Here is a 21,249-nt window from a genome sequence, read left to right on the forward strand (position 1 = left end):
CAAGTCTTTATTCACGAGAAGGTTTCCTTTCACAATAAATATCTCACTTATTTTAGCATGTTCAAGGAAAAGTTGCTACCTCTGGTGAATCAAAGAAAAGCTTAATGGTCGAATGACCCATAAGCGCCTCTTTTCGAATGACCTGATTAATAAAGAGTAAGCTTCAAAAAAAGTGTTTTGTTATTTCAGATAATCGTTCTTTCATCTCCGTAGTGACTTTATCGACTACTTCTAAGTTGCTGCGATGCAAGAAGTCCACACTGCAAATATGCTGACAAAGAATCGTCCCTTGAACTTTACTTTATTGTGTTTCGGTAACTGTTTGAAACGCATTCGATCGAGCAAATTTTTCTTCTACATATTTTTTTGAGCTACTGATTGGCATCACTAAGATGGTATTGAAACTCTTGTTATAATAATCATTACTAACCACTACACACGGTCTTTTTTTGCCATTTCATTTCCTTTGGTGGGATTTAAGTCAATAAAAGAATATCTCCTTGCCTTACCATTCAATGTTCTCCTCACCTAAATCTTTTTCAAAAAACATCTCACCTGTGTCAAATTTTCCCATTTCTTCTATGATCGCTAATTCTTGTTTCCAAAAAGCTTCAAAAGAAGGTGCTGCTTTTTCGCCTCTTACCTTGATCTCACCTTCTGGGGTAAATTCAAAAATTACCTAGTGATTCTCTTTTAAGCCTAGTATTTGCCGCACACTTTTTGGAATAGTTATTTGATTTTTCGAAGTCATTTTCGCTGAAACTTGCGCTTTGATCGTCATGAAACTGCCCCCTTTTCAAAATGACTGTATCATAAAATGGAAGTAAGCGTAAGGAGCCATCGTTCCTTTTCCGTACTACAAACGAATTTTCTCTAGCATCCAAATTTAATCCTCATTCTTCCTCCTTGTTTTCCTCATTCCGCTCACTTGCTTTGCGCTTCTGGCTTTTTTAGGTAAAATGGGAGGCGTAGTGGAAAACAAGGAGGAGTCTCAATGAAATTTATTTCTTGGAATGTGAATGGTTTACGGGCCATCGTTAAAAAAAATTTTTCTGAAGTGTTTGAAGCCCTCGATGCTGATTTCTTTTGTTTACAAGAAACAAAGCTGCAAGAAGGTCAGATCGAATTGGATTTACCAGGCTATCATCAATACTGGAATTATGCGGAGAAGAAAGGCTATTCTGGCACAGCAATTTTCGCAAAAGAACCTGCACTATCGGTCCGTTATGGATTAGGAATCGAAGAACATGATACGGAAGGTCGCGTCATCACGCTGGAGTATCCTGAATTTTTCTTGATTACTTGCTACACACCGAATTCCCAAAATGAATTGCGCCGCTTGGATTATCGCATGACTTGGGAAGATGCCTTTTTGGCTTACTTGACTGAATTGAAACAACAAAAGCCAGTGATTCTCTGCGGTGATTTGAATGTTGCCCATAAAAATATCGACATCAAAAATTGGAAAACCAATCAAAAAAGTGCTGGGTTTACACCTGAAGAACGGGAAAAGTTTTCGACTCTTTTGGCTCTTGGCTTTACCGATACGTTCCGCTATTTCTATCCAGATGCAGAAGGTATTTATTCTTGGTGGAGCTACCGTTTCAACGCTCGCAAAAACAATGCTGGCTGGCGCATCGATTACTTTGTCGTTTCGGATGACTTAAATGAGCGCTTGCTAGACGCCAAGATCCATACAGATATCATTGGCAGTGACCATTGTCCGGTGGAACTGGATCTCAACTAACCGTAAGAAAACTTCAGTTTTTCTTAACGTTTGTTCGCTTTTCATTCTTTGATTTTGTGCTAGAATGGCAATGAGGTGAGTCTGATGAATTTTATCGCAATGGACTTTGAAACAGCAAATTATCAAAAGCATAGTGCCTGTTCCCTTGCACTAGTCATGGTACAAGATAGCAAAATCGTGGGCGAATATTACACATTGATCCAACCGGAAACGGAATTTTTTTGGAAAAACATTCAAATTCATGGCATCCGTCCAGAAGATGTACAAGAAGCGCCTAAGTTTCCTGACGTATGGAAACAAATCCAACAATATTATCAACTGAACAGTTTGATCGTTGCGCATAACGCTGGTTTTGATACTGGAGTTTTGGCGGGATGTCTTGATTATTATGGGTTGTCACAACCAAATTATCTTTCCTTATGCACGGTGCGAACGAGCCGCAAGCTGTATCCAGAATTTACGAACCACAAATTAAACACGGTTTGTGAGCAATTACAGATTCCTTTACTAAACCACCATGATGCACTAGAAGATAGTCGGGCATGTGCCCAAATCTTATTGCGTCAAGAAGAAGAATTTGGTATCGATCCATTAAAAAAATTGGTTTTAGTCAAATAAATAAGAACGTGCGTCCTAAAGTCAGCATTGCGCTAGCCTTTAGGACGCACGTTTTCATTTAAGGAAGGATTCATTTTAAGTCAGATCGATCCAATAATGACAGATTATAGCGCCATCTTCAGGATCAATGACTTTTTCTGTCAATTTACCACCGTTGTTTTCAATGACTTTGGCGGAGGCGCGATTGGCTTCTTCACAGGTTACTAACACGTTGTTCAAGCCAAATTGTTTGGCACTTACCAATGACTGTGCCAGCATTGCCGAGCCGATGCCTTGCTTTCGATGGTCTGGGTGCACTGAATACCCGATGTGTCCACCAATTTGGCGCAAATACGCATTAAGTGTCAGACGCAGATTCAAGAGACCGACCACTTTTTGATCTTGGATAGCCAGATAGGTACGGGCGGGAACGAATCCTTCTGGTACCGTTTCTGCTGTTTTAAAATCCACCAATCCCTCTAGCCAGTCTTTGGCTGTGGGACTTTCTACAAGTCCTGCCCCACCGTGGATGACTTCTTGATTCTTCTCGAACGCTTGCCGATACGCTTCGATTTGATCACAGTCTGCGATCGTCGGTTCCCGAAACTCCATTTTCTTCACTCCTTTTTATGATTCAAAAAGACGTGCCATCATCAAGACGTCAACTTTTTGCCCCTCGCGGGTTTGCACCGCTTCTTTCATACAGCCTTCTGTTAAAAAACCAAATTTTTGATACAGATGGATCGCCCGTAAATTTCTCGCTTGAACGGTCAACTCGATGCGGGTCAATTCGCCAACTTCTACTACCCAGTCCAGTAATTCTTCAATCAAGAGCGAACCTAAGCCCAAGCCCCAATAGTCTTTTAAAATCGAGATACCGATCTCCCCGACATGGGCTAATTGCCACTCTTCATGGCCTTTGACTGATGCCATGGCGATCAATTGTTCTTGATCAAATGCCAACAACAGCAAATAGTCGTCCCGTTCATAGATAGCATCCAGCTGTTCTGCCAATAAGGCTTCTGGCAACGCCAAGCCGCTTTCGTCCATCAAGAGAAAATCCGTTTCTTCTCCCAGCTGTTGACTGACTGCTAACACAGCTTTGGCATCAGCACCCGTGGCTTCTTTAATCTGTAATTGGATCTCACTCATGGGCTGCCTGCCATTTTGTTGTGATCCGTTGCAAAAAGGCGGTTGCTTTGGTGCCATATGCATGACATTTCACAAGACGTTTTTGTTCATCTGTATCATCTTTTTCCAAAATCAGTTCTAAATAATCCTCTGGCAGGGAGGCTTCTAAGAGATTGCCCCATTCGATCACACACAAGCCATCCCCTTCGAAATAATCATCCAGTCCTAAATCTTCTGCACCGTATTCCACCCGATAGACATCCATATGATACAGCGGTAGCCGCCCATTGGTATATTCACGAATGATCGTATAGGTCGGACTTTTGATCAGTTGCTCGATTCCTAGCCCCAAGGCGATGCCTTTCGTCAAGGTTGTTTTGCCAGCACCTAAATCGCCCGTCAATACCAGATTATCCCCTGGCTCGGCTGCCTCTCCAATGATTTTTGCAAATGCTGCGGTTGCTTCTAAGTCGTTAATGGTAAACATAGTCCCCATCCTTTGATCAATCTAATTTACTAGTTGCTAGTATAGCTTGTTTTTCAAGGAATTGTAAAGAAGGAGCTTAGGGAAAATTTCCCGACGATCACTGGATCGTTGCTTTTGCGCACACTTCCTCCTTTGCTGCCCTCAACTTTCCAAGAGCAAAACAAAAAACTGACCCTCAAGGGATCAGTTTTTCATAAGTGCAGCGATTGGCTGCTTATTTTTCCATTAGTGTTTGTGCCGCAGTAATGATTGATAATTTGTAGACATCTTCTTCATTTGAACCACGAGACAAATCAGAGATTGGTTTGTTCAATCCTTGTAAGATTGGTCCAATTGCTTCAAAGTTACCGAAACGTTGGGCGATCTTGTAGCCAATGTTTCCTGATTGTAAATCTGGGAAAACAAAGACGGTTGCTTTACCTGCTACTTCAGATTCAGGAGCTTTCAATTGCGCAACTGCTGAGATATACGCAGCATCGAATTGCAGTTCTCCATCGATTTGGTATTCTGGTGCCAATTCTTTGGCGATTTTTGTTGCTTCAACGACTTTATCTACTTCTGGTGCTTTCGCAGACCCTTTCGTTGAGAAGCTTAACATAGCAACTTTTGGATCGATTTCAAATAATTCAGCGGTTTTCGCTGAGTCAACAGCGATTTCTGCCAATTCTTGTGCAGTTGGGTTTACATTGATGGCACAGTCTGAGAACAAGTATTTTTCTTGGTCACGACCACGAACCATTAAGAAAGCACCACTTGTACGGCTAATGCCTGGTTTTGTTTTGATGATTTGCAACGCGGGTCTTACTGTATCACCCGTAGAATGGATCGCTCCTGAAACCATTCCTTCAGTAATGCCCATGTAAGTCAACATTGTACCGAAATAGTTGACATCTTTTAAGATTTCTTCTGCTTGTTCTTTCGTTGCTTTGCCGTTGCGGCGTTCCACAAAAGCTTCAACCATTTCATCCCAACGATCATAATTTTCAGGATCTAAAATTTCAAAGTTTGATACGTTGATTCCGCGAGCTTCCGCTGCTTTTTCGATTTCAACCGGGTTACCGATCAAAACAGGTTCAATTAATTCTTCTGAACGTAAACGGCTAGCAGCACCTAGGATACGAGGATCTGTTGCTTCAGGAAAAACGATTTTGATATGACGACGCACGATTTTAAATTTTAAACTTTCGAATAATTCCACGGGTAAAGACCTCCAGTTTTTTTATACCCTTCCATTGTACAATAATTGCGAAAAAAAGAACAGATAAAAATCCTGTATTAGTCGATTATTTTAAATATCGTTACCTTTTTCACAAGTTTGCTCATTCTAAATAACACAGTTTTACAACTGTGTTATTTTTTCTGGCAACGCCCAGGAAATCGGTTCTTCCCCTAACGCCAGCAATGCTTGATTGATCTTAGAAAAAGGCTTCGAACCAAAGAATCCTCGATGCGCTGATAACGGACTTGGATGAGGCGCTGTTATAATAATATGCTTGCTAGTATCTAGCAAAGCGGCTTTCTTTTGGGCGGGTTTGCCCCAAAGCACAAAAATGACCGGTTCTTCTCGTTGATTCAATTTTTCGATGATCGTATCAGTCAGCTGCTCCCAGCCATGCCCGTGATGTGAATAGGCTTGCCCTTCACGTACTGTCAACACGGTATTCAACAATAAGACCCCTTGTTGCGCCCAAGGTACGAGATAACCGTGGGACACAGGTGGAATCCCTAAGTCATCAGCTAATTCTTTGTAAATATTCCGCAACGAAGGCGGTATTTTGACCCCCGGCTGTACGGAAAACGACAGTCCGTGGGCTTGGTGAGGGCCATGATAAGGATCTTGACCTAAGATGACAACTTTTACGTCATGGTATGGTGTCAGTTTTAAGGCTTCATAAATATGATCCATTGCTGGATGGATCGTTTGCTGGGCATATTCTTGTTTCAAGAAAGTCCGCAGTTGTTGGTAGTACGGCTGCTCAAATGATTCCTGCAATTGTTCTTGCCAATCATTGTCCAATAGTCGTTTCATGGCGAATCTCCTTTGTTTTCTTCTAGGATAACAAATCCCTCCCCTTAGAAACAAGAATTACTCTTCGAAAGAAAAAAATGCGCGATTTATGGTACACTATTTGTAGAAACGATTAAGAAAGGACGCTGACAATGATCAAATTAATTGCTTCTGATATGGATGGTACGCTTTTAAATGCTAGTATGCAGATTTCAGAAGAAAATATCCAAGCAATCAAATATGCCCAATCCAAAGGAATCGAATTTATGGTCGCAACTGGCCGTAACCGCAAAGAGGCTTTGCCGCCGCTGCAAGAAGCCGGGATCGACTGTGCAATGATCACCTTGAATGGTGCCCAAGTCTACGACGAAGCGGGTAATTCATTATTTACTGTGCCGATCAGCCATGATCAAACTCGTTCGTTGATCGACCTACTCAAAGAAAACGACATCTATTTTGAGATCTCCACGAGCAACGGGATCTATTCGGAAAGCCAAACACGTCGGATCGAAAATTTTGCGATCCACACGGCAGAAGCAATGCCCCATTTAACCCATAAGATGGCGATTGCTATGACAGCAGCCCGTTTGGAATTTTTACCGATCAATTACGTCGATGATTTCAGTGAGTTGTTTTCGATCGAAGAATTAGAATTTTTGAAAGTGATCTGCTTCCATCAAGATGGTGCGCGGGTATTGGGTCCTATCACGAAAATCATCGATGGGTACGGCGATCTAGTGGTGACTTCTTCTGGACAAAACAATATTGAGATCAACCACCGAAACGCGCAAAAAGGAATCGCAGTGGCGCATGTCGCTAAGGATCGGATGATCTCACTGGAGGAAGTGATGACGATCGGTGACAACTTAAATGACGTAAGTATGCTGCAACTGGCAGGCGTTAGTTTTGCAATGGGAAATGGCGAGTTAGAGGTAAAAGAAGCCGCGAAGTATTTGACGGACACCAATATTGAGTCTGGTGTCGGCAAAGCGATCGTTCGGGCAATTGATGAAAATCTTTAAATCACGCAGCTTTTTGGGGATACATGAGGAGGCGTAAGTATGTCAGAATTTTTCATCCAAGACAGACAACTTAGCAGAGTCACACGCACCATTGTCAAAGATGAAACAGGCAAATCACTGTTTTTAATGGTGGGCCGTTGGGGAACTAAGGGCGATGCTCTTTCCCTTTACCGCTTGAATGGGCAAATGGTTGCTAGTATCAAACAAATCAGTTTTACTTTTGGTACGCGCTTTGAGATCTACAAAGACTTTGAGAAAGTCGGTACACTGCAGAAAATCTTTAACTGGCCGGGTGATTTCTACTATATCCAGCAGCTTCACTGGGCGGTCCACGGCGATATCTACAATCATCGCTATGGGATCCATCATTTCAATAAAAAGATCATGGAAATGGATAAGGCGACCTTATTGACGGGGGATTATTATGTACTGGATGTCGTTGATGATCGGGATGCACCGGTCTGCATCTGTATCGCTGCCGTCATGGATTACTGGCTGTACAATCGGCACCGCAAGAAAGACCATCCTCTTGAGCTTCGACTAACAAATGGAACCAGCTGAAAAATCAGCTGGTTCTTTTTTGCATATGGTCGTATAGGTGGCCACTGATCTCTCTTTGGGCCACGACTTCAAAGCCATGCTTTTCATAGAGCCGCTTCGCATGGGGATTTGCTCGATCCACACTCAAGCCGATCACCTCATAGCCATCTCTAGAAGCAATTTTCGGCAACGCTTCTAATAAGGCTGAGCCGACACCTTTGCCGCGAAATTTCTCAGCCACACAGATGGTATCTAAGTACCATTCATTTGGTAAGGTTTCTTCATCGATAAACAGCTTCATGTCTTTACTCAAACCGTACTGTTCCAGCACTTTATCTAGAGGCTGATCGATCGTCGCCTCTTCTTTGTCTGGGTATCCAAAGGCGACCCCAGCAACCTCCCCGTCGATCTCATTGACCAACGCACGGCGAAAGCCGTAACGATAGTCGGGTTCTAGCATGGCATCTGCCAAGATCTCTAAGGTCTTTGCTTCACCGATCTCTTTGACAAAGGGCAATTCCATATCCTTTAAAATGACTAAAACGAGTTCAGCCATGACAAAGCGATCTTCTTTTTTTGCAAATCTTATCACGTTTTCTCCTCCTTACTTCTATACATAGAATAACAATTCTCTCAAGAAAAACCAAGTTGAATCGACAAAGGATCCACACAAAGTTTTCCTTATTTATTCATGCAATTCCAACGGCAAGCCGTCTGGATCTTGGAAAAAGGTCATTTTCTTATTCGTAAAGGTATCGAAACGAATCGGTTCACACGCAATTCCTTTGGCGGCTAACTTTGCCACGACTGCTTCAATATTTTCCACCGCAAATGCCAAATGCCGCAAGCCAGCTGCTTCGGGGAAACTTGGTCTTGCTGGTGGGTTTTCCACCACAAACAGTTCTATTTCTGATTCCCCAAAGCGCAGGTCGATTTTTACATCTTTCTTTTCTGGGCGCGCATGTTCACGAATCACTTCAAAGCCTAATTTCTCTACATAAAATTCTTTGGTCTGCTGGTAATCACTGGCGATGATCGCCACATGATGCATTTTTGAAAACATTATTGCCACTCCTTTGTATTGGACTCCTCTCTCAGTTTAAAGCCTTTGGCTGCATTTTACTAGAAAAGACTGCCGAAGTTCTCCTCTTTTCATAAATGGTTTCTGTTATACTAGAAAGCGGAAGGTGATGAAAAAAATGAAACTACTTTATATTTCAATCTCTGGAAATACCCGTGCATTCGTCAACCGCTTGTTGGCCTATGCGGATCAGCAAGACACTCCGAGTACTTGGGAAGCCAAAGAAATTCATGACAACAGTGTGTTTGAACAAGAAGACGAACCTTATGTGGTTTTTGTCCCTACCTATTTAGAAGGTGGAAATGGCGTCGATAACGGCGATCAGGAGATTCTCACAGAAACCATGCGGGAATACATTGACTATGAAAACAACGCAGCTCTTTGCTTAGGCGTGATCGGCAGTGGCAACAAAAACTTCAATTATCAATATTGCTTGACCGCAATGCAATATGCGGAGCAATTTTCGATCCCGTTCTTAGCGGATTTCGAGCTGCGAGGAACGACCCAAGATATTGAACGGATCTATGCTTGTTTGAAAGAAATTGATCCTGCCCACATCAACACTTAACTTTAGCCAGCATTCATTAGCCATTAGGAGGACTTTTGCATATGGAACCACAAACGATGGTCATTTTGATCATACTCGCCAGCATTCTCATCTTGACCGTATTAGATATCTGGAATCGATACAAAGTACGCCGTTACGTTCGGCTTGCTTGGGGAAAGCTTCCCCGTCAGCCCCGCTTTGATAAAGAAGCGAGTTTGAAAAAGGCTTGGCTGACTGAGAAGAAGTTTCACGATTTTGATAGCGAGGTCGATGACATCACTTGGTATGACTTGGATGGCTTTTCGTTGTTTGAGTCCATTAATCTGACGTTTTCCAGTGTTGGTTCAGAAGCATTGTACCAGCAATTACGCAATTTTCGCTTCAAGACGGACAAACAGCTGACCAAATTGATCGACTTTTTTGCTGCTGACAGTGCCGCACGCGAACAATCCCAATATACGTTTGCTCGTTTAGGAAAACAAGATGATAATTTCTCGAAAGCCTACTTGGCCAATGAAGCTGCGCAATCGATCGGCTCTCTGCCGTTCTTTGTCTTTTTAGGTGTGCTGCCGTTAGTCGGCATCTTGCTGCTCCTGCTGGGGTTTGTCCAAGGCATCCTGTTGACGTTGGTTAGTGTCGTTTTCAATACGATCTATTACTCCATCAAAAAAGCCAAGCTGGAAACAGAACTGAACAGCATGCGCTATTTGGTTCAAACGATTGCCTGTGGCAGTCAGATCGCTAAAATCAACACGCCCCTCCAAGATGAGATCAAACAATCCTTGGCACCATTAAAAAAGATCACTCGTTTCGCCTTTTCGTTTCGTGCCAAAAACGGCAGCGAAGGAGACATGTTGTTTGAATACATCAATATCATTTTTATGCTGCCGTTTATTTCCTATCAAACGGTCACTACTACCCTGGCAAAGCACCAACAAGCAGCCATCGATCTGTGGAATTTGCTGGGAAAATTGGAAGTCGCAGCCGCCATTTTAAATTTTCGCACGTATATGCCCATCACTTGCCTACCGACCTTCCAAACAAGCGGAGGTGTACAAGCAACGGGTACGTATCACCCGCTTCTAAGTGAAGCAGTCATGAATGATGTTGCTTGGACCCACAATACCCTCGTGACTGGCTCCAATGCCTCGGGTAAATCGACGTATGTCAAAAGCATCGCCATCAATTGCATCTTGGCACAAACGATCCAGACAGCAGTTGCCGAAACCTTTACGATGGTTCCCGGTCACGTCATTACCTCGATGGCTGTCGAAGATGATTTATTTGAAGGCGACAGCTATTTCGTAGCAGAGATCAAATCCATCAAACGCCTGCTAGACACCGTTGCCACGAACCAGCGCTGCTATTGTTTTGTTGATGAGATTTTAAAAGGAACCAATACGGTGGAACGGATCGCTGCATCTGCCAGCATCATCCATTGGCTGCGAGCCTACCCATCATTGGCATTTGTCGCCACTCATGATATTGAGCTGACTGAAATATTGAAAAATGACTGCTGCAACATCCATTTTTCTGAACAAGTCACGGAAGATGACGGCATCTCCTTTGATTACAAGGTCAAATCCGGTCCTGCCTTGAGCCGCAATGCAATCGCCCTCTTAAAAGTCATGGGCTACCCTGAAACGATCGTTCAAGACGCCTATGCCGCCGCCAATGATTTTGATCAAAACCGTAAATGGCAGGATTTATAACTTCATACAAACAAAAGTGCCTTATCCTGTGACTAAGACTGGGATAAGGCGCTATTTTACGTTTCAGTTAGTCAAACAAACCAGTCGTTAAACTGTATTGCTCTCCTTGTAACACATCGTATTGGATCAAATTGTAGGCATCATAGATTTCTTGGGCTTCTTGATCCAATGCAAGGGTCGTCTGCCATTGCCCGCCTTGATAGTATTGACCCATTTCAAAAGCTGGCAGCTCATCTTGCAAGGCCAATAACAACTGGTAAAACCCGCTCGTTGGTTGGTCACTGGCTTCTAATAGGTTCGGCGCAAAGTAAAAGGGACTTGTTACAGGTACATCTTCTGGGGCAAAATTTCCTTGCGAATCGACCATCAAAAACTCCGTTTCATGCAGGGCAGCCGTTTCATTTTGCTCCTTGATCTCATCGGCATAAATGCCTGGTAAATGATCCCCCCAAAAGACGACCAGCGTTCGCCGATCCAGCTGCTCTAATTCAGCTACAAAGTTTTTCAATGCTGTACTGCTGTAGGAGATATCCTGCAGGTAGTTTTCCAAAGAAGCCATATTGCCCGGACCGCTTGCTTGGTAATTCAAGGTATCGTATTTACCAGCATACGGCATATGGGTCTGCATCGTTACTAAATGGACAAATTGCGGTTGCTGATCGTTTTCCAACAATGCCAGCACTTCTTTGTAGGCCGCCTCATCAGAAATATAAGGATTATTTTCGATTTTGTCGGTATAGGTCATCGTCTCTTGATCGATAAACTGTTCAAACCCCATCACGCCATAGACATCCTTGCGTTTGTACATCGATGTATCGTAAGGATGGATCGCCGTTGCCGTATACTCGGACTGTTCCAAGAAAGAAACCAAGGATGGCAGTTGCGTCAATTTCGGCACCAGCATCGTGTAAGGCGTTGTCATCTGTGGATTCAATAGGCCCATGGCAAAACCAGTCAACGCTTCAAACTCGATGTTTGCCGTACCGCCCCCATAATTTTGCGAAAGCATTTTTCCACTGATGGTTTGATCGGCGACGTGGTAATAGTCTTTCAACGGATCGCCGGTGATCGACAAGCCATTTAAATGGCTCGGGTCGGAAAAGCTCTCGCTCATCACATAGACGATATTTGGTGCTTCACTTTCACGGTCTTGATTTTTCTCCGCAGCCTGTGCATTGTAGGTGTCCGCAATCGCTTGGATCGCTTCTTTTGAATACCCCTCAGGCTTCGTCATGGCATCTACCCGCAGGTTGTACAAAAACCCACCGATAAATCCCGTATTGTAGTAGTTCATTTTTTGTGAATACGGAATCCAGAGCGCCGTCTGATTGTAAGCTTTGCGTAAAAGGTTGTTGCTGTCATTGAAGTGAGAAACATAGACTAAGCCCAGCGAGCATACGACCAGCACCGCTCCTCGCATCACTTGCAAACGCAGGTTTAATTTGCGGCTGCGATAGATACTCCAGCCGATCGCCCCGATCGCCGCCAGAGCGAAGAGGATGGCTAAGAAAAAGGCGCCATTGCCGATCATGGTTCGTAGAAGGTCGAATTGAGTGACCATCTTTAAATCATCGGGATAGATTGGTTCTTGGCGATAGACCATCTTTGTGTGGTTGGCATATCCTAAGATTCCGATGACGACACTATAAAAGACGCCTCCGATCAGTACCGAACCTGCCAAGCTGGCAAACACCCCATACACCAGCAGTAGCACCCCACAAGCCAAGAAAAACTTTGCTGTATGCCACGAAAAGGCAAATTTCAGAGCTAATTCAACGGAAAGATTGTTTTGACACCATTGCAAATATAAATTACTGAAAATGATCAACAGGACGATGGTGATGCCTTTTAATGCGATCTTCAGATAAGGATGGCTATTTATTTTCACGAAGGAACATTCCTCCTTTTCTACACATTCTAGGTACCCTCGTATTTTATGCTTTCGAGGCAAGAAAGTAAAGCCGAGGTAAGAAGCTTTTGTTATTTTTAAAGAAAGCAAGCCTCATAAAAAAAGAGTCTAAGGTTTCTTGCCCCCTAGACTCTTCTTTCTATCCGAATGGAACTCAATCATTGGTTTCGTTTATTTCCAAAAATCATCAAAAATCGTGACTGGCAAGTGGCGTTTGTGTTGCGTTTTGTTCCACCAGTTTTCAATGGTTTGTTGGGCTTCAGCCGAAATTTCCTTGCCTTCTAAATAGTCATCGATGTCGTTGTAGGTCACTCCTAAAGCTGCTTCATCTGCCACTAAAGGTTTGCCATCTTCCAAGTCCGCAGTTGGGACTTTTGTATACAACGCTTCTGGCGCGCCTAAGTATTGCAAGAGTTGACGGCCTTGGCGTTTATTCAAACGAAATAGTGGTAAAATATCGGCTCCGCCATCCCCATACTTCGTAAAGAAGCCGGTGATGTTTTCCGCAGCATGATCTGTTCCCAGAACAGCCCCTGCTTTTTCACCCGCAATAGCATATTGCGTGATCATCCGTTGACGGGCTTTGATATTGCCTTTGTTAAAGTCGGAAACCGCTAACCCTGCTTCTTCCACCGCTTGTACTTGCGCATCGACGGCGGCTTTGATGTTTACCCGCAGCTCAATGTCTGGTTGGATAAACGCTAGTGCTTTTTTGGCATCTTCTTCGTCTGCTTGTTCCCCATAAGGTAAGCGTACCCCTATGAACTGATAGTTGGGATTCCCAGTTTCGCTGCGCATTTCCTCCATCGTCAATTGCGCAAGCCGTCCAGCTAACGTCGAATCTTGTCCACCACTGATCCCCAAGACAAACGTATGCAAGAACGGATTCTTTTGCAGATACGCCTTTAAAAAATCAATACTCTTACGAACTTCTTCTTTCGGGTCGATGGTCGGTAAGACTCCTAATTCTTTGATAATTTCTTGTTGCATGGTCATAGAAACGCCTCCTCTTATTTTTTGAAGCAGCTGACTGATCCTAGGACCAGCGCAGTTGCGGATTACAAAATCGCGCCATTGGTTTGTTTGCGTACTTTTTCAATCGTGCGCATTTTATGATCCCAGCATTCTTGCGAAAGATCGACTGGGTATTTCTGTGGATTCAAGTCACGTTTGTACTCGTCCCAAAGGGAATCCAAGCAATTCGTCGCATAGGCTTTGATGTGTTCTAAGTCAGGCACTTGATACACTTGCTGGCCATCTACAAAGATGTCTTGCAATAATGGTCGCGCATCAAAGTTCGTCACTGTTTTGTTGATAAAGGTATGAACAGGATGGAACATGAACAGTTCGTCTTCTGCTTGTGGATTTTCTTCCCATAGCGTGACATAATCGCCTTCTGACTTGCCGTCAGATTTACGGGTGATCCGCCAAACTTGTTTTTTCCCAGGGGTCGAAACCTTTTCAGCATTGCTGGATAATTTGATGGTGTCGATCATTTCTCCCTGCTCATTTTCGATGGCCACCAGTTTATAAACCGCGCCTAATGCCGGTTGATCGTAAGCGGTGATCAGCTTGGTGCCGACACCCCACACATCGATTTTCGCCTTTTGCATTTTCAAGCTTAGAATCGTATTTTCGTCTAGATCATTGGAAGCATAGACTTTGGCTTCCGTGAATCCCGCTTCATCCAGCTGTTCACGGACTTTTTTCGAGATATACGCCATATCGCCGCTGTCGATCCGCACACCTAAGAAATTGATCTTATCCCCCATCTCTTTGGCCACACGAATCGCATTTGGCACACCTAAGCGCAATGTATCATAGGTATCGACTAAGAATACGCAATCTTTGTGGGTTTGGGCATACGCCATAAATGCATCATAGTCATTGCCGTAGGATTGCACGAGGGAATGGGCGTGGGTTCCGCTGGCTGGGATGCCAAAAATCTTCCCTGCCCGCACATTACTCGTCGCATCTGCTCCGCCAATATAAGCCGCTCGGGTCCCCCAAATGGCTGCATCCAATTCTTGTGCCCGCCGTGAACCAAATTCCAACAAGGGATCCGTGCCGATCACGGATTTGATGCGGGCCGCTTTCGTGGCGATCAGTGTTTGGAAATTGACCATATTCAGTAACGCCGTTTCGATCAACTGTGCTTGTGCCAACGGCCCTTCTACTTGAATGATCGGTTCATTGTTGAAGACTAAATCACCTTCTAACGCAGAACGAACGGTACAAGCAAACTTGAACTCCTTTAGATACTCTAAAAAGGCTTCTGGATAGCCGCCGATTTCTCGCAAGTAGGCAATATCCGTTTCTGAAAAGGATAAATCGTTCAAATAGTCGATCAATCGTTCCAGACCGGCAAAGATCGCATAGCCGTTTTCAAAAGGCATGTCACGGAAATAGCATTCAAACACCGCATTACGATCGGCTCTGCCTAACTCCCAATAGGTTTGCATCATGTTGATTTGGTAGAGATCGGTGTGCAGCGTCAAGCTGTCATCTTTAAATAATTTCTGCATGTTCTTACTCCCTCTAGCTTACTTCTTCTCATTATAGCAAAAAAAACACAAAAGACAGAAAATCTTGTTTTTTTCAAAAAAAGTTGGGTTTTTGCTAGTACAAGGCAATCCATCTGAGAACAAATTGCTCAAAAGCATGGGTCAGCCTCCTACTTATTGGCGCATCATTCCTGCGCACGTATAAGGTCGCCCCTTTGTTCAACGTTTGATTGCTCTTGCAACGTGCATGTCCCAACTTCTTTCAACTACTATTCTTTCACAGGCAATTGAACAAGAATGACATCTTTCCTCGGTTTAGAAAAGGTGATGCCTCTTGCTTCCATTTCTTTACGAATATTAACATTGACGGTCACGTCTTTGCGATCGACCTTCAGCAAACGATGAATCGCTGTGTCGACTTCTTCCCGACTGATTTTCTTTTTATTGTTGATCAATACTAAAGAAATCGTATCAAAACTATCCACATAGAGAATCTGCGTCCGATCAAGCGAGTACAATTTATAGTATTTGATCGCTATTTTGTCGAATAGATACTTGGAGATGTTCGGGTAAAAAGTTTCCATATTTAGATTTTGATTTACTGGGGTTTCAATCAACTTCATGCACAACATCCTCTCTCGAAACTAATTCTGTTAAAATAAAGCGGCCAACACCGCCATCTTCCGCGCGCTCAATGGTTCGATCACAAACTGCTTTGATCGCTGGGCTGGCATTTGCTACAGCCAAAGAAACATCCACCGCTTCAAACATCGCAAGGTCATTTTCACCATCACCGATCCCGTAGCTTTTGGCAGCGGGAAAAGCTTCTAAAAAGGAACGGATCGCGGCACCTTTGGTCGCCAATGGATCAACGATCTCCAGTGTTTGGACAAAGGATTGAAAAATCGCAGCCGTTTCTGATTGGATCATCTCCCGCAGCCGTTCTCTTTTTTCGTCTGACGCTTCCATCAGTTCGATTTTGATGACCTTTATCTCTGGATGTTCCTTCATGAACTGCAGCACGTCGTCTTTATGAAGACATTCGTTGTAAAAGAACTCATATTTGTAGTCAGCGATGATTTGTCCTCGCTCCCCTAACTCCGCGAGTAACTGCTTGCGGCTTTCTTGAAACTGCGCTTCATACAAATGCGCTTGTGGGGAAATGATGCCATGGTCAGTATGTAAGAAATAAAAAACCTCTTCTGTTTCTAAGATACCAATCACTTGCGCCAATGTCTTATAGGGCAAGGTATGCGTCAAAACAGGCGCTTCTCCTTTTAACATCAGACCAGCGCCGTTTCCAAAAATCACATCGCAGGAAAGGCCTTCTTCCGCCATCATATCTTGAACAAGCTCAAATCCTCGCCCTGTGACAAACACAAAGTGATCCCCTTGGTCTTGCAAACAACGGATGGCTTCTTTATTGATCTCATGAATCGGGTGCCCCATTTCTTGGAACGTCCCATCAATATCAGAAAAAACTATTTGCATCTTATCTTCCTTTCTTTGTTATAATTATAGCACATTTTAAAAAACGCAAAAAAATTTTCTTGACTTTGTCGTTACGTCAACCTTTAGGATACAGGTGTAAGGAGGGAAAAGCCGATGGAATATACGATCAGTGCCTTAGCTAAACTGTCAGGAGTCAGCAGCCGTACCCTGCGGTATTATGATCAGATCAAGTTGTTACAACCGCAACGCACCAACTCAGCTGGTTACCGTATCTACGGGAGACAGGAAGTCGATCGCCTACAGCAGATTTTATATTTTAAGTCTTTTGGGCTGTCATTAGAAACAATCCGCGGAATCTTGTATGAGCCACAAGAATCGATCCAAACGGTCTTGTTGCAGCATTACCAACAGCTTTTACAAGAGCGAGCAGCCCTGGACAGTCTTTTGACCACCTTAGCGCAAACAATTGATTATTATGAAGGAGAAAAGACGATGACCGATCAAGAGAAATTCCGTTATTTTAAGGAACAAAAAATTCGTGAAAACGAAGCGAACTACGGTGCCGAATTACGAGAAGCCTACGGTGAGGAAATCATCGAACAAAGCAACCAAAAGTGGCAGCAGATGACCCAAGTCGATTATCAAGCACTGACCGACAACGAAAACCGCTTGTTGCAGCTGATAAAAGAGCTATTGAATGAAAAGGAAGGGAAACGAATCCCTTCTGACAAAGCCGAAAAGGCTTTTGCTGCGCATCAAGCATGGCTTAAACAAGCAGCGCCCTTTTACTCAGCAGAATATCACCGATCTTTAGGGGAAATGTACGTTCAAGACGAGCGTTTTACCGCCTATTACGATCAAAAAGCAGGCGTCGGCAGCGCGCAGCTGTTGAAACAGATCATTGACCATTACACCAAATCCCATTAAAAAAACGATGCGCAAGCACTGCCCGCTCAGGGGCACTGTTTGCGCATCGTTTCGTCTGTAGCTATCGTTTGATGAACTCATAGGGCATGCGATAGTTGCCGCTTTTTTCCATTACCGCCAATTGGACGGCGGTCTCCCCGCAAGCTTGCAAGTGATGATCGATCGTTGAAAGCTGCAGCAGCTCGCTGATGTATAGATTGTCCCGTCCAATCACGAGCCATTCTCCCGGCGCCTGCGACTGAATCCCAGCAGCAACATGATCCCCATTGGTGAAAATCGCTTCGACTCCTTTATCTGCAAAATAAGCAGCCGCTTCTTTGCCATCTTCTTCCGTCAAGCAATCCCAAAAAATCAAGTCTTCGGAAAAGGTCGAAAAATAGTCGTGAGCCAAACGGACCGTGATTTTTGAATTGCTGCTGAGCTTGCGGCTACGTCCCAATGTCACGCCGATTTTCTGGATGCCTTGTTCCTTAAAATACGTGAAGACCTCCTTGATCGATTCCTCTCGATCGATATAAGTGCAGCCGTCAGTCAAATACGAGATATTTTCACAAAAGACGATGCGTCCGTATGAACGATAAGGCAATAAGGTTTCGATCGGATTCGCCCGCGAGGTAATGATCAAAGCATCAAAGCTTTTCGCCGCAAATTCTTGCAAATATGCTTCCTCTACTTGCGGATCATAGTTCGTGGCTAAAAGCGTCACCTTATAGCCACGAGCAAACGCTGCTGTCGTGATGCCGCTCAATAATCGATCAAAATAGGGATGATTGACAAACGGCAGGATCACACCGATATTTTTGGTTTTGCCGACACTTAATGCCCGCGCCGTGTAATTCGGAATATAGTTGACCTCTTCCATGACAGCCAGGATCTTACGACGCTTTTCTTCACTGACATAAGGATTGTTATTAATGACTCGTGAAACCGTTGAGACCGAATAGCCGGTCAAGCGTGCAATATCCCGAATGTTTGCCATGACTCACTGCTCCTTAAACGAATAATTGTTCTTTCATATAGTCTATCACACTTAGCCCACATGTATAAAATTCATAGTAATCGTTGTGATGGATAAATCCGATGCGCTGAGACCCGAAGTGTTCATCACACGTCAAGTGACTGATCTCATCCACAGGAATTTCTACTAACCGTTCTTGAAAGAACCCTTTTGGCTTCGTCAATACCAGTTGTTGTCCATCAAATGCCAACGTCACATAACAACATTCCGCACCATTTTTCTTCATGTATGTATTCATGTTTCCATCCCGCCTTCCTTTTTATAAATCAAGCATACTGTATGAAACGCGTCTCAGAGCAAGTCATTTGTTTCACTTTTTGACAAAAACCGATCGCCCTTCATGTGAATCACTTCGCATATTTTGCTTTTGTTGGTACAATAAAAAGAGAACAGTGCGAAAAAAAGCGCTATTTTTTAAGGAGGACCGCAAAGTGACATTAGAAGAAGCTTTTTTATTAGACACCTTGCGTTGCCGCTTCAAATTTTTAAGAGAAGAACGCGGATTGAGCCCAAAAGAAGTATGCCAGCATCTCGATGTGTCTTACCCCGATTACACCTTATACGAAGCAGGCGATCGCTTACCCGATGTATTGACGCTGCTACACGCAGCTTCCCTCTATAATGTTTCTGTCGATTACTTATTAGGACAGACAGAACGACCAGAACGGTATTTATGCTAACAATCGACTTTATCGAAAAAACGATCAAATGGTCGTTTTTTCTTTTGCCTCTTTTCCACTTTTCATCGATTAGCAACAATTGTTATCTAATCAAATGAAAAAAATCAAATCATGCGGTTCTTCTTGAAAAAAAATGATAGAATAAACCATCATACATAGAAGGAGTTCAAACAAACATGACCTATGCACTAGAACTAACCGATTTACGCAAAGTCTATGCTACCGGCGTTGAAGCGTTGCGGGGCATAAATTTGACGGTGGAAGAAGGCGACTTTTATGCCTTGTTAGGCCCAAACGGCGCTGGAAAGTCCACCACCATCGGCATTATCACCTCTCTTGTCAATAAATCTTCGGGAAGCGTCAAAGTCTTCGGCTACGATTTAGACAAAGAATTGGTCCAAGTCAAACAACAGATTGGTCTGGTTCCCCAAGAATTCAATTTCAATCCCTTTGAAACGGTCCAGCAGATCGTTGTCAATCAAGCTGGGTATTATGGTGTCCCTCGCAACGAAGCCATCAAGCGCAGCGAAAAATACTTGAAGCAGTCGAATTTGTGGGAAAAACGCAATGTTCGTGCGCGGATGCTGTCAGGCGGGATGAAACGCCGTTTGATGATTGCTCGTGCCCTGATGCATGAACCACGGCTATTGATTTTGGATGAACCGACGGCAGGTGTCGATATCGAATTACGGCGGGAAATGTGGAGCTTTTTGCGGGAATTGAACCAAAAGGGCACAACGATCATTTTGACGACCCATTATTTAGAAGAGGCGGAAATGCTTTGCCGCAACATCGGGATCATCCAATCTGGTGAACTGATCGAAAACACCAGCATGAAGTCCTTATTGGCAAAACTGCAATTTGAAACCTTTCTTTTTGATATCGCACCGATCAAGCAAGCACCAACGATCACTGGGTATCCGATCCAAATGGAAGATGAACAGACCATCGCTGTTGAAGTCGCTCGAGATCAAGGCGTCAACGATCTTTTTGCCCAATTCAGTCAGCAAGGGATCAATGTCCTCTCCATGCGCAACAAATCCAATCGCTTGGAAGAACTATTTTTGAAAATCACCGAAGAATCACACGAAGCGGAGGAAAACCATGTTTAGTCTTTATTTTACAGCCTTAAAAAGTTTAGCGGTCAAAGAGACCAACCGCTATTTACGGATTTGGGTGCAGACCCTCGTCCCACCCGTCATCACTACTTCCTTATACTTTATTATCTTTGGGAAAATGATCGGCAGCCGCATCGGCGAAATGGGCGGCTTTTCTTATATGGAATTTATCGTTCCTGGGCTGATCATGATGTCGACGATCACTAGTTCTTACTCTAACGTGTCATCTTCCTTCTTTTCACAGAAGTTTCAAAAAAACATTGAGGAACTCTTAGTGGCGCCGGTCCCTACCCACGTCATCATTTGGGGCTTTGTCTTTGGCGGACTTGGCCGTAGTATCTTGGTGGGCACATTGGTGACCATCATTTCCCTTTTCTTCGTCCCATTACATGTTTATTCTTGGGTCATCGTTGTCTTAACCCTTGTCATGACCGCCATCTTATTTTCATTAGCAGGGTTGCTAAATGGGATCTTCGCCCAATCCTTTGACGATGTTTCCATCGTGCCAACCTTTGTTTTACAACCATTGACCTATCTTGGAGGCGTCTTTTACTCCATCAGCATGCTACCGCCAATTTGGCAAACGATCTCCAAAGTCAACCCGATCGTGTATATGATCTCTGGTTTCCGTTACGGATTTTTGGGCACCATCGATGTCCCGATTTTCCTCTCCATCGGTATTTTGGTCTTGTTCATTGTCGTCTTATACAGCGTATGCTGGTACTTGATCCAAAAAGGCCGCGGGCTGCGTAGTTAATTACAAAGAAAA

The 21,249-nt window shown here is 43.8% G+C and carries 25 protein-coding genes and 1 pseudogene; 10 read left to right on the top strand and 16 right to left on the bottom strand.

Going from position 1 to position 21,249, the window contains the following annotated elements:
- Window positions 1-301: 301 nt before the first annotated feature.
- On the bottom strand, window positions 302-433 hold the full coding sequence (locus IGJ25_RS14690) for a type II toxin-antitoxin system PemK/MazF family toxin (RefSeq protein WP_225000597.1): 132 nt from the start codon (window positions 431-433) through the stop codon (window positions 302-304).
- A gap of 72 nt (window positions 434-505) precedes the next feature.
- Window positions 506-781: pseudogene (locus IGJ25_RS14695) on the bottom strand (AbrB/MazE/SpoVT family DNA-binding domain-containing protein).
- Between the two features lie 213 nt (window positions 782-994).
- Between IGJ25_RS14695 and IGJ25_RS14700 the strand changes: the two are divergent.
- Window positions 995-1,747, top strand: a complete 753-nt coding sequence (locus IGJ25_RS14700; protein WP_225000599.1) for an exodeoxyribonuclease III — start codon at window positions 995-997, stop codon at window positions 1,745-1,747.
- 84 nt (window positions 1,748-1,831) lie between these two features.
- Window positions 1,832-2,365: a 3'-5' exonuclease gene (locus tag IGJ25_RS14705; RefSeq protein ID WP_010749886.1), complete on the top strand. Its 534-nt coding sequence runs from the start codon at window positions 1,832-1,834 to the stop codon at window positions 2,363-2,365.
- A gap of 75 nt (window positions 2,366-2,440) precedes the next feature.
- On the opposite strand, the gene IGJ25_RS14710 is transcribed toward IGJ25_RS14705, so the two are convergent.
- The 5 genes from IGJ25_RS14710 to IGJ25_RS14730 all read right to left on the bottom strand — a co-directional run bounded on the left by IGJ25_RS14710 (window position 2,441) and on the right by IGJ25_RS14730 (window position 5,991).
- Window positions 2,441-2,956, bottom strand: a complete 516-nt coding sequence (locus IGJ25_RS14710; protein WP_081116061.1) for a GNAT family N-acetyltransferase — start codon at window positions 2,954-2,956, stop codon at window positions 2,441-2,443.
- Window positions 2,957-2,971: 15 nt separating this feature from the next.
- Window positions 2,972-3,496, bottom strand: coding sequence for a GNAT family N-acetyltransferase (locus IGJ25_RS14715; RefSeq protein WP_010749888.1), 525 nt, complete (start codon window positions 3,494-3,496; stop codon window positions 2,972-2,974).
- Window positions 3,489-3,962, bottom strand: a complete 474-nt coding sequence (gene tsaE / locus IGJ25_RS14720; protein ID WP_010749889.1) for a tRNA (adenosine(37)-N6)-threonylcarbamoyltransferase complex ATPase subunit type 1 TsaE — start codon at window positions 3,960-3,962, stop codon at window positions 3,489-3,491. The genes IGJ25_RS14715 and tsaE overlap by 8 nt, the downstream gene beginning before the upstream one ends.
- A gap of 214 nt (window positions 3,963-4,176) precedes the next feature.
- Complete coding sequence (pta, locus tag IGJ25_RS14725; RefSeq protein ID WP_010749890.1) at window positions 4,177-5,160, bottom strand: phosphate acetyltransferase; 984 nt, start codon at window positions 5,158-5,160, stop codon at window positions 4,177-4,179.
- Between the two features lie 141 nt (window positions 5,161-5,301).
- Entirely contained in the window at window positions 5,302-5,991 is a 690-nt protein-coding gene (locus IGJ25_RS14730; RefSeq protein ID WP_015510245.1) for a uracil-DNA glycosylase, read from the bottom strand.
- Between the two features lie 131 nt (window positions 5,992-6,122).
- Here IGJ25_RS14730 and IGJ25_RS14735 point away from each other — a divergent pair, with 131 nt between their 5' ends.
- Entirely contained in the window at window positions 6,123-6,992 is an 870-nt protein-coding gene (locus IGJ25_RS14735; RefSeq protein WP_074535475.1) for a Cof-type HAD-IIB family hydrolase, read from the top strand.
- Window positions 6,993-7,031: 39 nt separating this feature from the next.
- Window positions 7,032-7,553, top strand: coding sequence for an LURP-one-related/scramblase family protein (locus IGJ25_RS14740; RefSeq protein ID WP_005228514.1), 522 nt, complete (start codon window positions 7,032-7,034; stop codon window positions 7,551-7,553).
- A 4-nt stretch (window positions 7,554-7,557) separates the two neighbouring features.
- Here IGJ25_RS14740 and IGJ25_RS14745 read toward each other — a convergent pair whose 3' ends face one another.
- Window positions 7,558-8,124, bottom strand: a complete 567-nt coding sequence (locus IGJ25_RS14745) for a GNAT family N-acetyltransferase (protein ID WP_005228513.1) — start codon at window positions 8,122-8,124, stop codon at window positions 7,558-7,560.
- A gap of 93 nt (window positions 8,125-8,217) precedes the next feature.
- The gene (gene gloA2, locus IGJ25_RS14750; protein ID WP_005228512.1) at window positions 8,218-8,595 is read right to left on the bottom strand and encodes an SMU1112c/YaeR family gloxylase I-like metalloprotein; all 378 of its coding nucleotides are present in this window, start codon (window positions 8,593-8,595) and stop codon (window positions 8,218-8,220) included.
- A 136-nt stretch (window positions 8,596-8,731) separates the two neighbouring features.
- Between gloA2 and nrdI the strand changes: the two genes are divergently transcribed.
- Window positions 8,732-9,181 (top strand): class Ib ribonucleoside-diphosphate reductase assembly flavoprotein NrdI, encoded by a 450-nt coding sequence (gene nrdI, locus IGJ25_RS14755; protein WP_225000600.1) that lies wholly within the window; start codon window positions 8,732-8,734, stop codon window positions 9,179-9,181.
- 41 nt (window positions 9,182-9,222) lie between these two features.
- Window positions 9,223-10,872, top strand: coding sequence for a MutS-related protein (locus IGJ25_RS14760; RefSeq protein ID WP_081116060.1), 1,650 nt, complete (start codon window positions 9,223-9,225; stop codon window positions 10,870-10,872).
- Window positions 10,873-10,939: 67 nt separating this feature from the next.
- On the opposite strand, the gene IGJ25_RS14765 is transcribed toward IGJ25_RS14760, so the two are convergent.
- The 5 genes from IGJ25_RS14765 to IGJ25_RS14785 form a co-directional block, all read right to left on the bottom strand.
- Window positions 10,940-12,760, bottom strand: a complete 1,821-nt coding sequence (locus IGJ25_RS14765; RefSeq protein WP_438779426.1) for an LTA synthase family protein — start codon at window positions 12,758-12,760, stop codon at window positions 10,940-10,942.
- A gap of 192 nt (window positions 12,761-12,952) precedes the next feature.
- Window positions 12,953-13,777 (bottom strand): ammonia-dependent NAD(+) synthetase, encoded by an 825-nt coding sequence (gene nadE, locus IGJ25_RS14770; protein ID WP_010749896.1) that lies wholly within the window; start codon window positions 13,775-13,777, stop codon window positions 12,953-12,955.
- Window positions 13,778-13,839: 62 nt separating this feature from the next.
- Window positions 13,840-15,306 (bottom strand): nicotinate phosphoribosyltransferase, encoded by a 1,467-nt coding sequence (locus IGJ25_RS14775; protein ID WP_005228507.1) that lies wholly within the window; start codon window positions 15,304-15,306, stop codon window positions 13,840-13,842.
- Window positions 15,307-15,554: 248 nt separating this feature from the next.
- Window positions 15,555-15,908, bottom strand: a complete 354-nt coding sequence (locus IGJ25_RS14780) for a DUF1827 family protein (RefSeq protein ID WP_010749898.1) — start codon at window positions 15,906-15,908, stop codon at window positions 15,555-15,557.
- Window positions 15,895-16,776 carry an HAD-IIB family hydrolase gene (locus IGJ25_RS14785; RefSeq protein WP_010749899.1) on the bottom strand — a complete coding sequence of 294 codons (882 nt, stop codon included), beginning with the start codon at window positions 16,774-16,776 and terminating at the stop codon, window positions 15,895-15,897. Before IGJ25_RS14785 ends, IGJ25_RS14780 begins: the two co-directional genes overlap by 14 nt.
- A 114-nt stretch (window positions 16,777-16,890) precedes the next feature.
- On the opposite strand from IGJ25_RS14785, the gene IGJ25_RS14790 reads away from it, so the two are divergent.
- Window positions 16,891-17,664 (top strand): MerR family transcriptional regulator, encoded by a 774-nt coding sequence (locus tag IGJ25_RS14790; RefSeq protein WP_010749900.1) that lies wholly within the window; start codon window positions 16,891-16,893, stop codon window positions 17,662-17,664.
- A gap of 61 nt (window positions 17,665-17,725) precedes the next feature.
- Here IGJ25_RS14790 and IGJ25_RS14795 read toward each other — a convergent pair whose 3' ends face one another.
- Entirely contained in the window at window positions 17,726-18,643 is a 918-nt protein-coding gene (locus IGJ25_RS14795; RefSeq protein WP_010749901.1) for a LacI family DNA-binding transcriptional regulator, read from the bottom strand.
- Between the two features lie 13 nt (window positions 18,644-18,656).
- Window positions 18,657-18,920: a hypothetical protein gene (locus IGJ25_RS14800; protein ID WP_005228502.1), complete on the bottom strand. Its 264-nt coding sequence runs from the start codon at window positions 18,918-18,920 to the stop codon at window positions 18,657-18,659.
- 193 nt (window positions 18,921-19,113) lie between these two features.
- On the opposite strand from IGJ25_RS14800, the gene IGJ25_RS14805 reads away from it, so the two are divergent.
- The 3 genes from IGJ25_RS14805 (at window position 19,114) to IGJ25_RS14815 (ending at window position 21,237) form a co-directional block, all read left to right on the top strand.
- A complete protein-coding gene (locus IGJ25_RS14805; RefSeq protein WP_005234115.1) occupies window positions 19,114-19,362 on the top strand; it encodes a helix-turn-helix domain-containing protein in 249 nt (82 codons plus the stop codon).
- Window positions 19,363-19,538: 176 nt separating this feature from the next.
- Window positions 19,539-20,474: an ABC transporter ATP-binding protein gene (locus IGJ25_RS14810; RefSeq protein WP_005228500.1), complete on the top strand. Its 936-nt coding sequence runs from the start codon at window positions 19,539-19,541 to the stop codon at window positions 20,472-20,474.
- Window positions 20,467-21,237, top strand: coding sequence for an ABC transporter permease (locus IGJ25_RS14815; protein WP_005228499.1), 771 nt, complete (start codon window positions 20,467-20,469; stop codon window positions 21,235-21,237). Before IGJ25_RS14810 ends, IGJ25_RS14815 begins: the two co-directional genes overlap by 8 nt.
- The last annotated feature ends 12 nt before the right edge of the window (window positions 21,238-21,249 follow it).

It is taken from the genome of Enterococcus sp. DIV0240d (genome assembly GCF_051711245.1).
GTDB classification, from domain to species: Bacteria; Bacillota; Bacilli; order Lactobacillales; family Enterococcaceae; genus Enterococcus_D; species Enterococcus_D casseliflavus.

What these genes read in the sequence shown, in the direction of transcription:
- IGJ25_RS14700 (WP_225000599.1), top strand. Translation starts at nt 995, where the DNA reads ATGAAATTTATTTCTTGGAATGTGAATGGTTTACGGGCCATCGTTAAA.
- IGJ25_RS14705 (WP_010749886.1), top strand. Translation starts at nt 1,832, where the DNA reads ATGAATTTTATCGCAATGGACTTTGAAACAGCAAATTATCAAAAGCAT.
- IGJ25_RS14710 (WP_081116061.1), bottom strand. Translation starts at nt 2,956, where the DNA reads ATGGAGTTTCGGGAACCGACGATCGCAGACTGTGATCAAATCGAAGCG.
- IGJ25_RS14715 (WP_010749888.1), bottom strand. Translation starts at nt 3,496, where the DNA reads ATGAGTGAGATCCAATTACAGATTAAAGAAGCCACGGGTGCTGATGCC.
- tsaE (WP_010749889.1), bottom strand. Translation starts at nt 3,962, where the DNA reads ATGTTTACCATTAACGACTTAGAAGCAACCGCAGCATTTGCAAAAATC.
- IGJ25_RS14730 (WP_015510245.1), bottom strand. Translation starts at nt 5,991, where the DNA reads ATGAAACGACTATTGGACAATGATTGGCAAGAACAATTGCAGGAATCA.
- IGJ25_RS14735 (WP_074535475.1), top strand. Translation starts at nt 6,123, where the DNA reads ATGATCAAATTAATTGCTTCTGATATGGATGGTACGCTTTTAAATGCT.
- IGJ25_RS14740 (WP_005228514.1), top strand. Translation starts at nt 7,032, where the DNA reads ATGTCAGAATTTTTCATCCAAGACAGACAACTTAGCAGAGTCACACGC.
- gloA2 (WP_005228512.1), bottom strand. Translation starts at nt 8,595, where the DNA reads ATGTTTTCAAAAATGCATCATGTGGCGATCATCGCCAGTGATTACCAG.
- nrdI (WP_225000600.1), top strand. Translation starts at nt 8,732, where the DNA reads ATGAAACTACTTTATATTTCAATCTCTGGAAATACCCGTGCATTCGTC.
- IGJ25_RS14760 (WP_081116060.1), top strand. Translation starts at nt 9,223, where the DNA reads ATGGAACCACAAACGATGGTCATTTTGATCATACTCGCCAGCATTCTC.
- nadE (WP_010749896.1), bottom strand. Translation starts at nt 13,777, where the DNA reads ATGACCATGCAACAAGAAATTATCAAAGAATTAGGAGTCTTACCGACC.
- IGJ25_RS14775 (WP_005228507.1), bottom strand. Translation starts at nt 15,306, where the DNA reads ATGCAGAAATTATTTAAAGATGACAGCTTGACGCTGCACACCGATCTC.
- IGJ25_RS14780 (WP_010749898.1), bottom strand. Translation starts at nt 15,908, where the DNA reads ATGAAGTTGATTGAAACCCCAGTAAATCAAAATCTAAATATGGAAACT.
- IGJ25_RS14785 (WP_010749899.1), bottom strand. Translation starts at nt 16,776, where the DNA reads ATGCAAATAGTTTTTTCTGATATTGATGGGACGTTCCAAGAAATGGGG.
- IGJ25_RS14790 (WP_010749900.1), top strand. Translation starts at nt 16,891, where the DNA reads ATGGAATATACGATCAGTGCCTTAGCTAAACTGTCAGGAGTCAGCAGC.
- IGJ25_RS14795 (WP_010749901.1), bottom strand. Translation starts at nt 18,643, where the DNA reads ATGGCAAACATTCGGGATATTGCACGCTTGACCGGCTATTCGGTCTCA.
- IGJ25_RS14800 (WP_005228502.1), bottom strand. Translation starts at nt 18,920, where the DNA reads ATGAATACATACATGAAGAAAAATGGTGCGGAATGTTGTTATGTGACG.
- IGJ25_RS14810 (WP_005228500.1), top strand. Translation starts at nt 19,539, where the DNA reads ATGACCTATGCACTAGAACTAACCGATTTACGCAAAGTCTATGCTACC.
- IGJ25_RS14815 (WP_005228499.1), top strand. Translation starts at nt 20,467, where the DNA reads ATGTTTAGTCTTTATTTTACAGCCTTAAAAAGTTTAGCGGTCAAAGAG.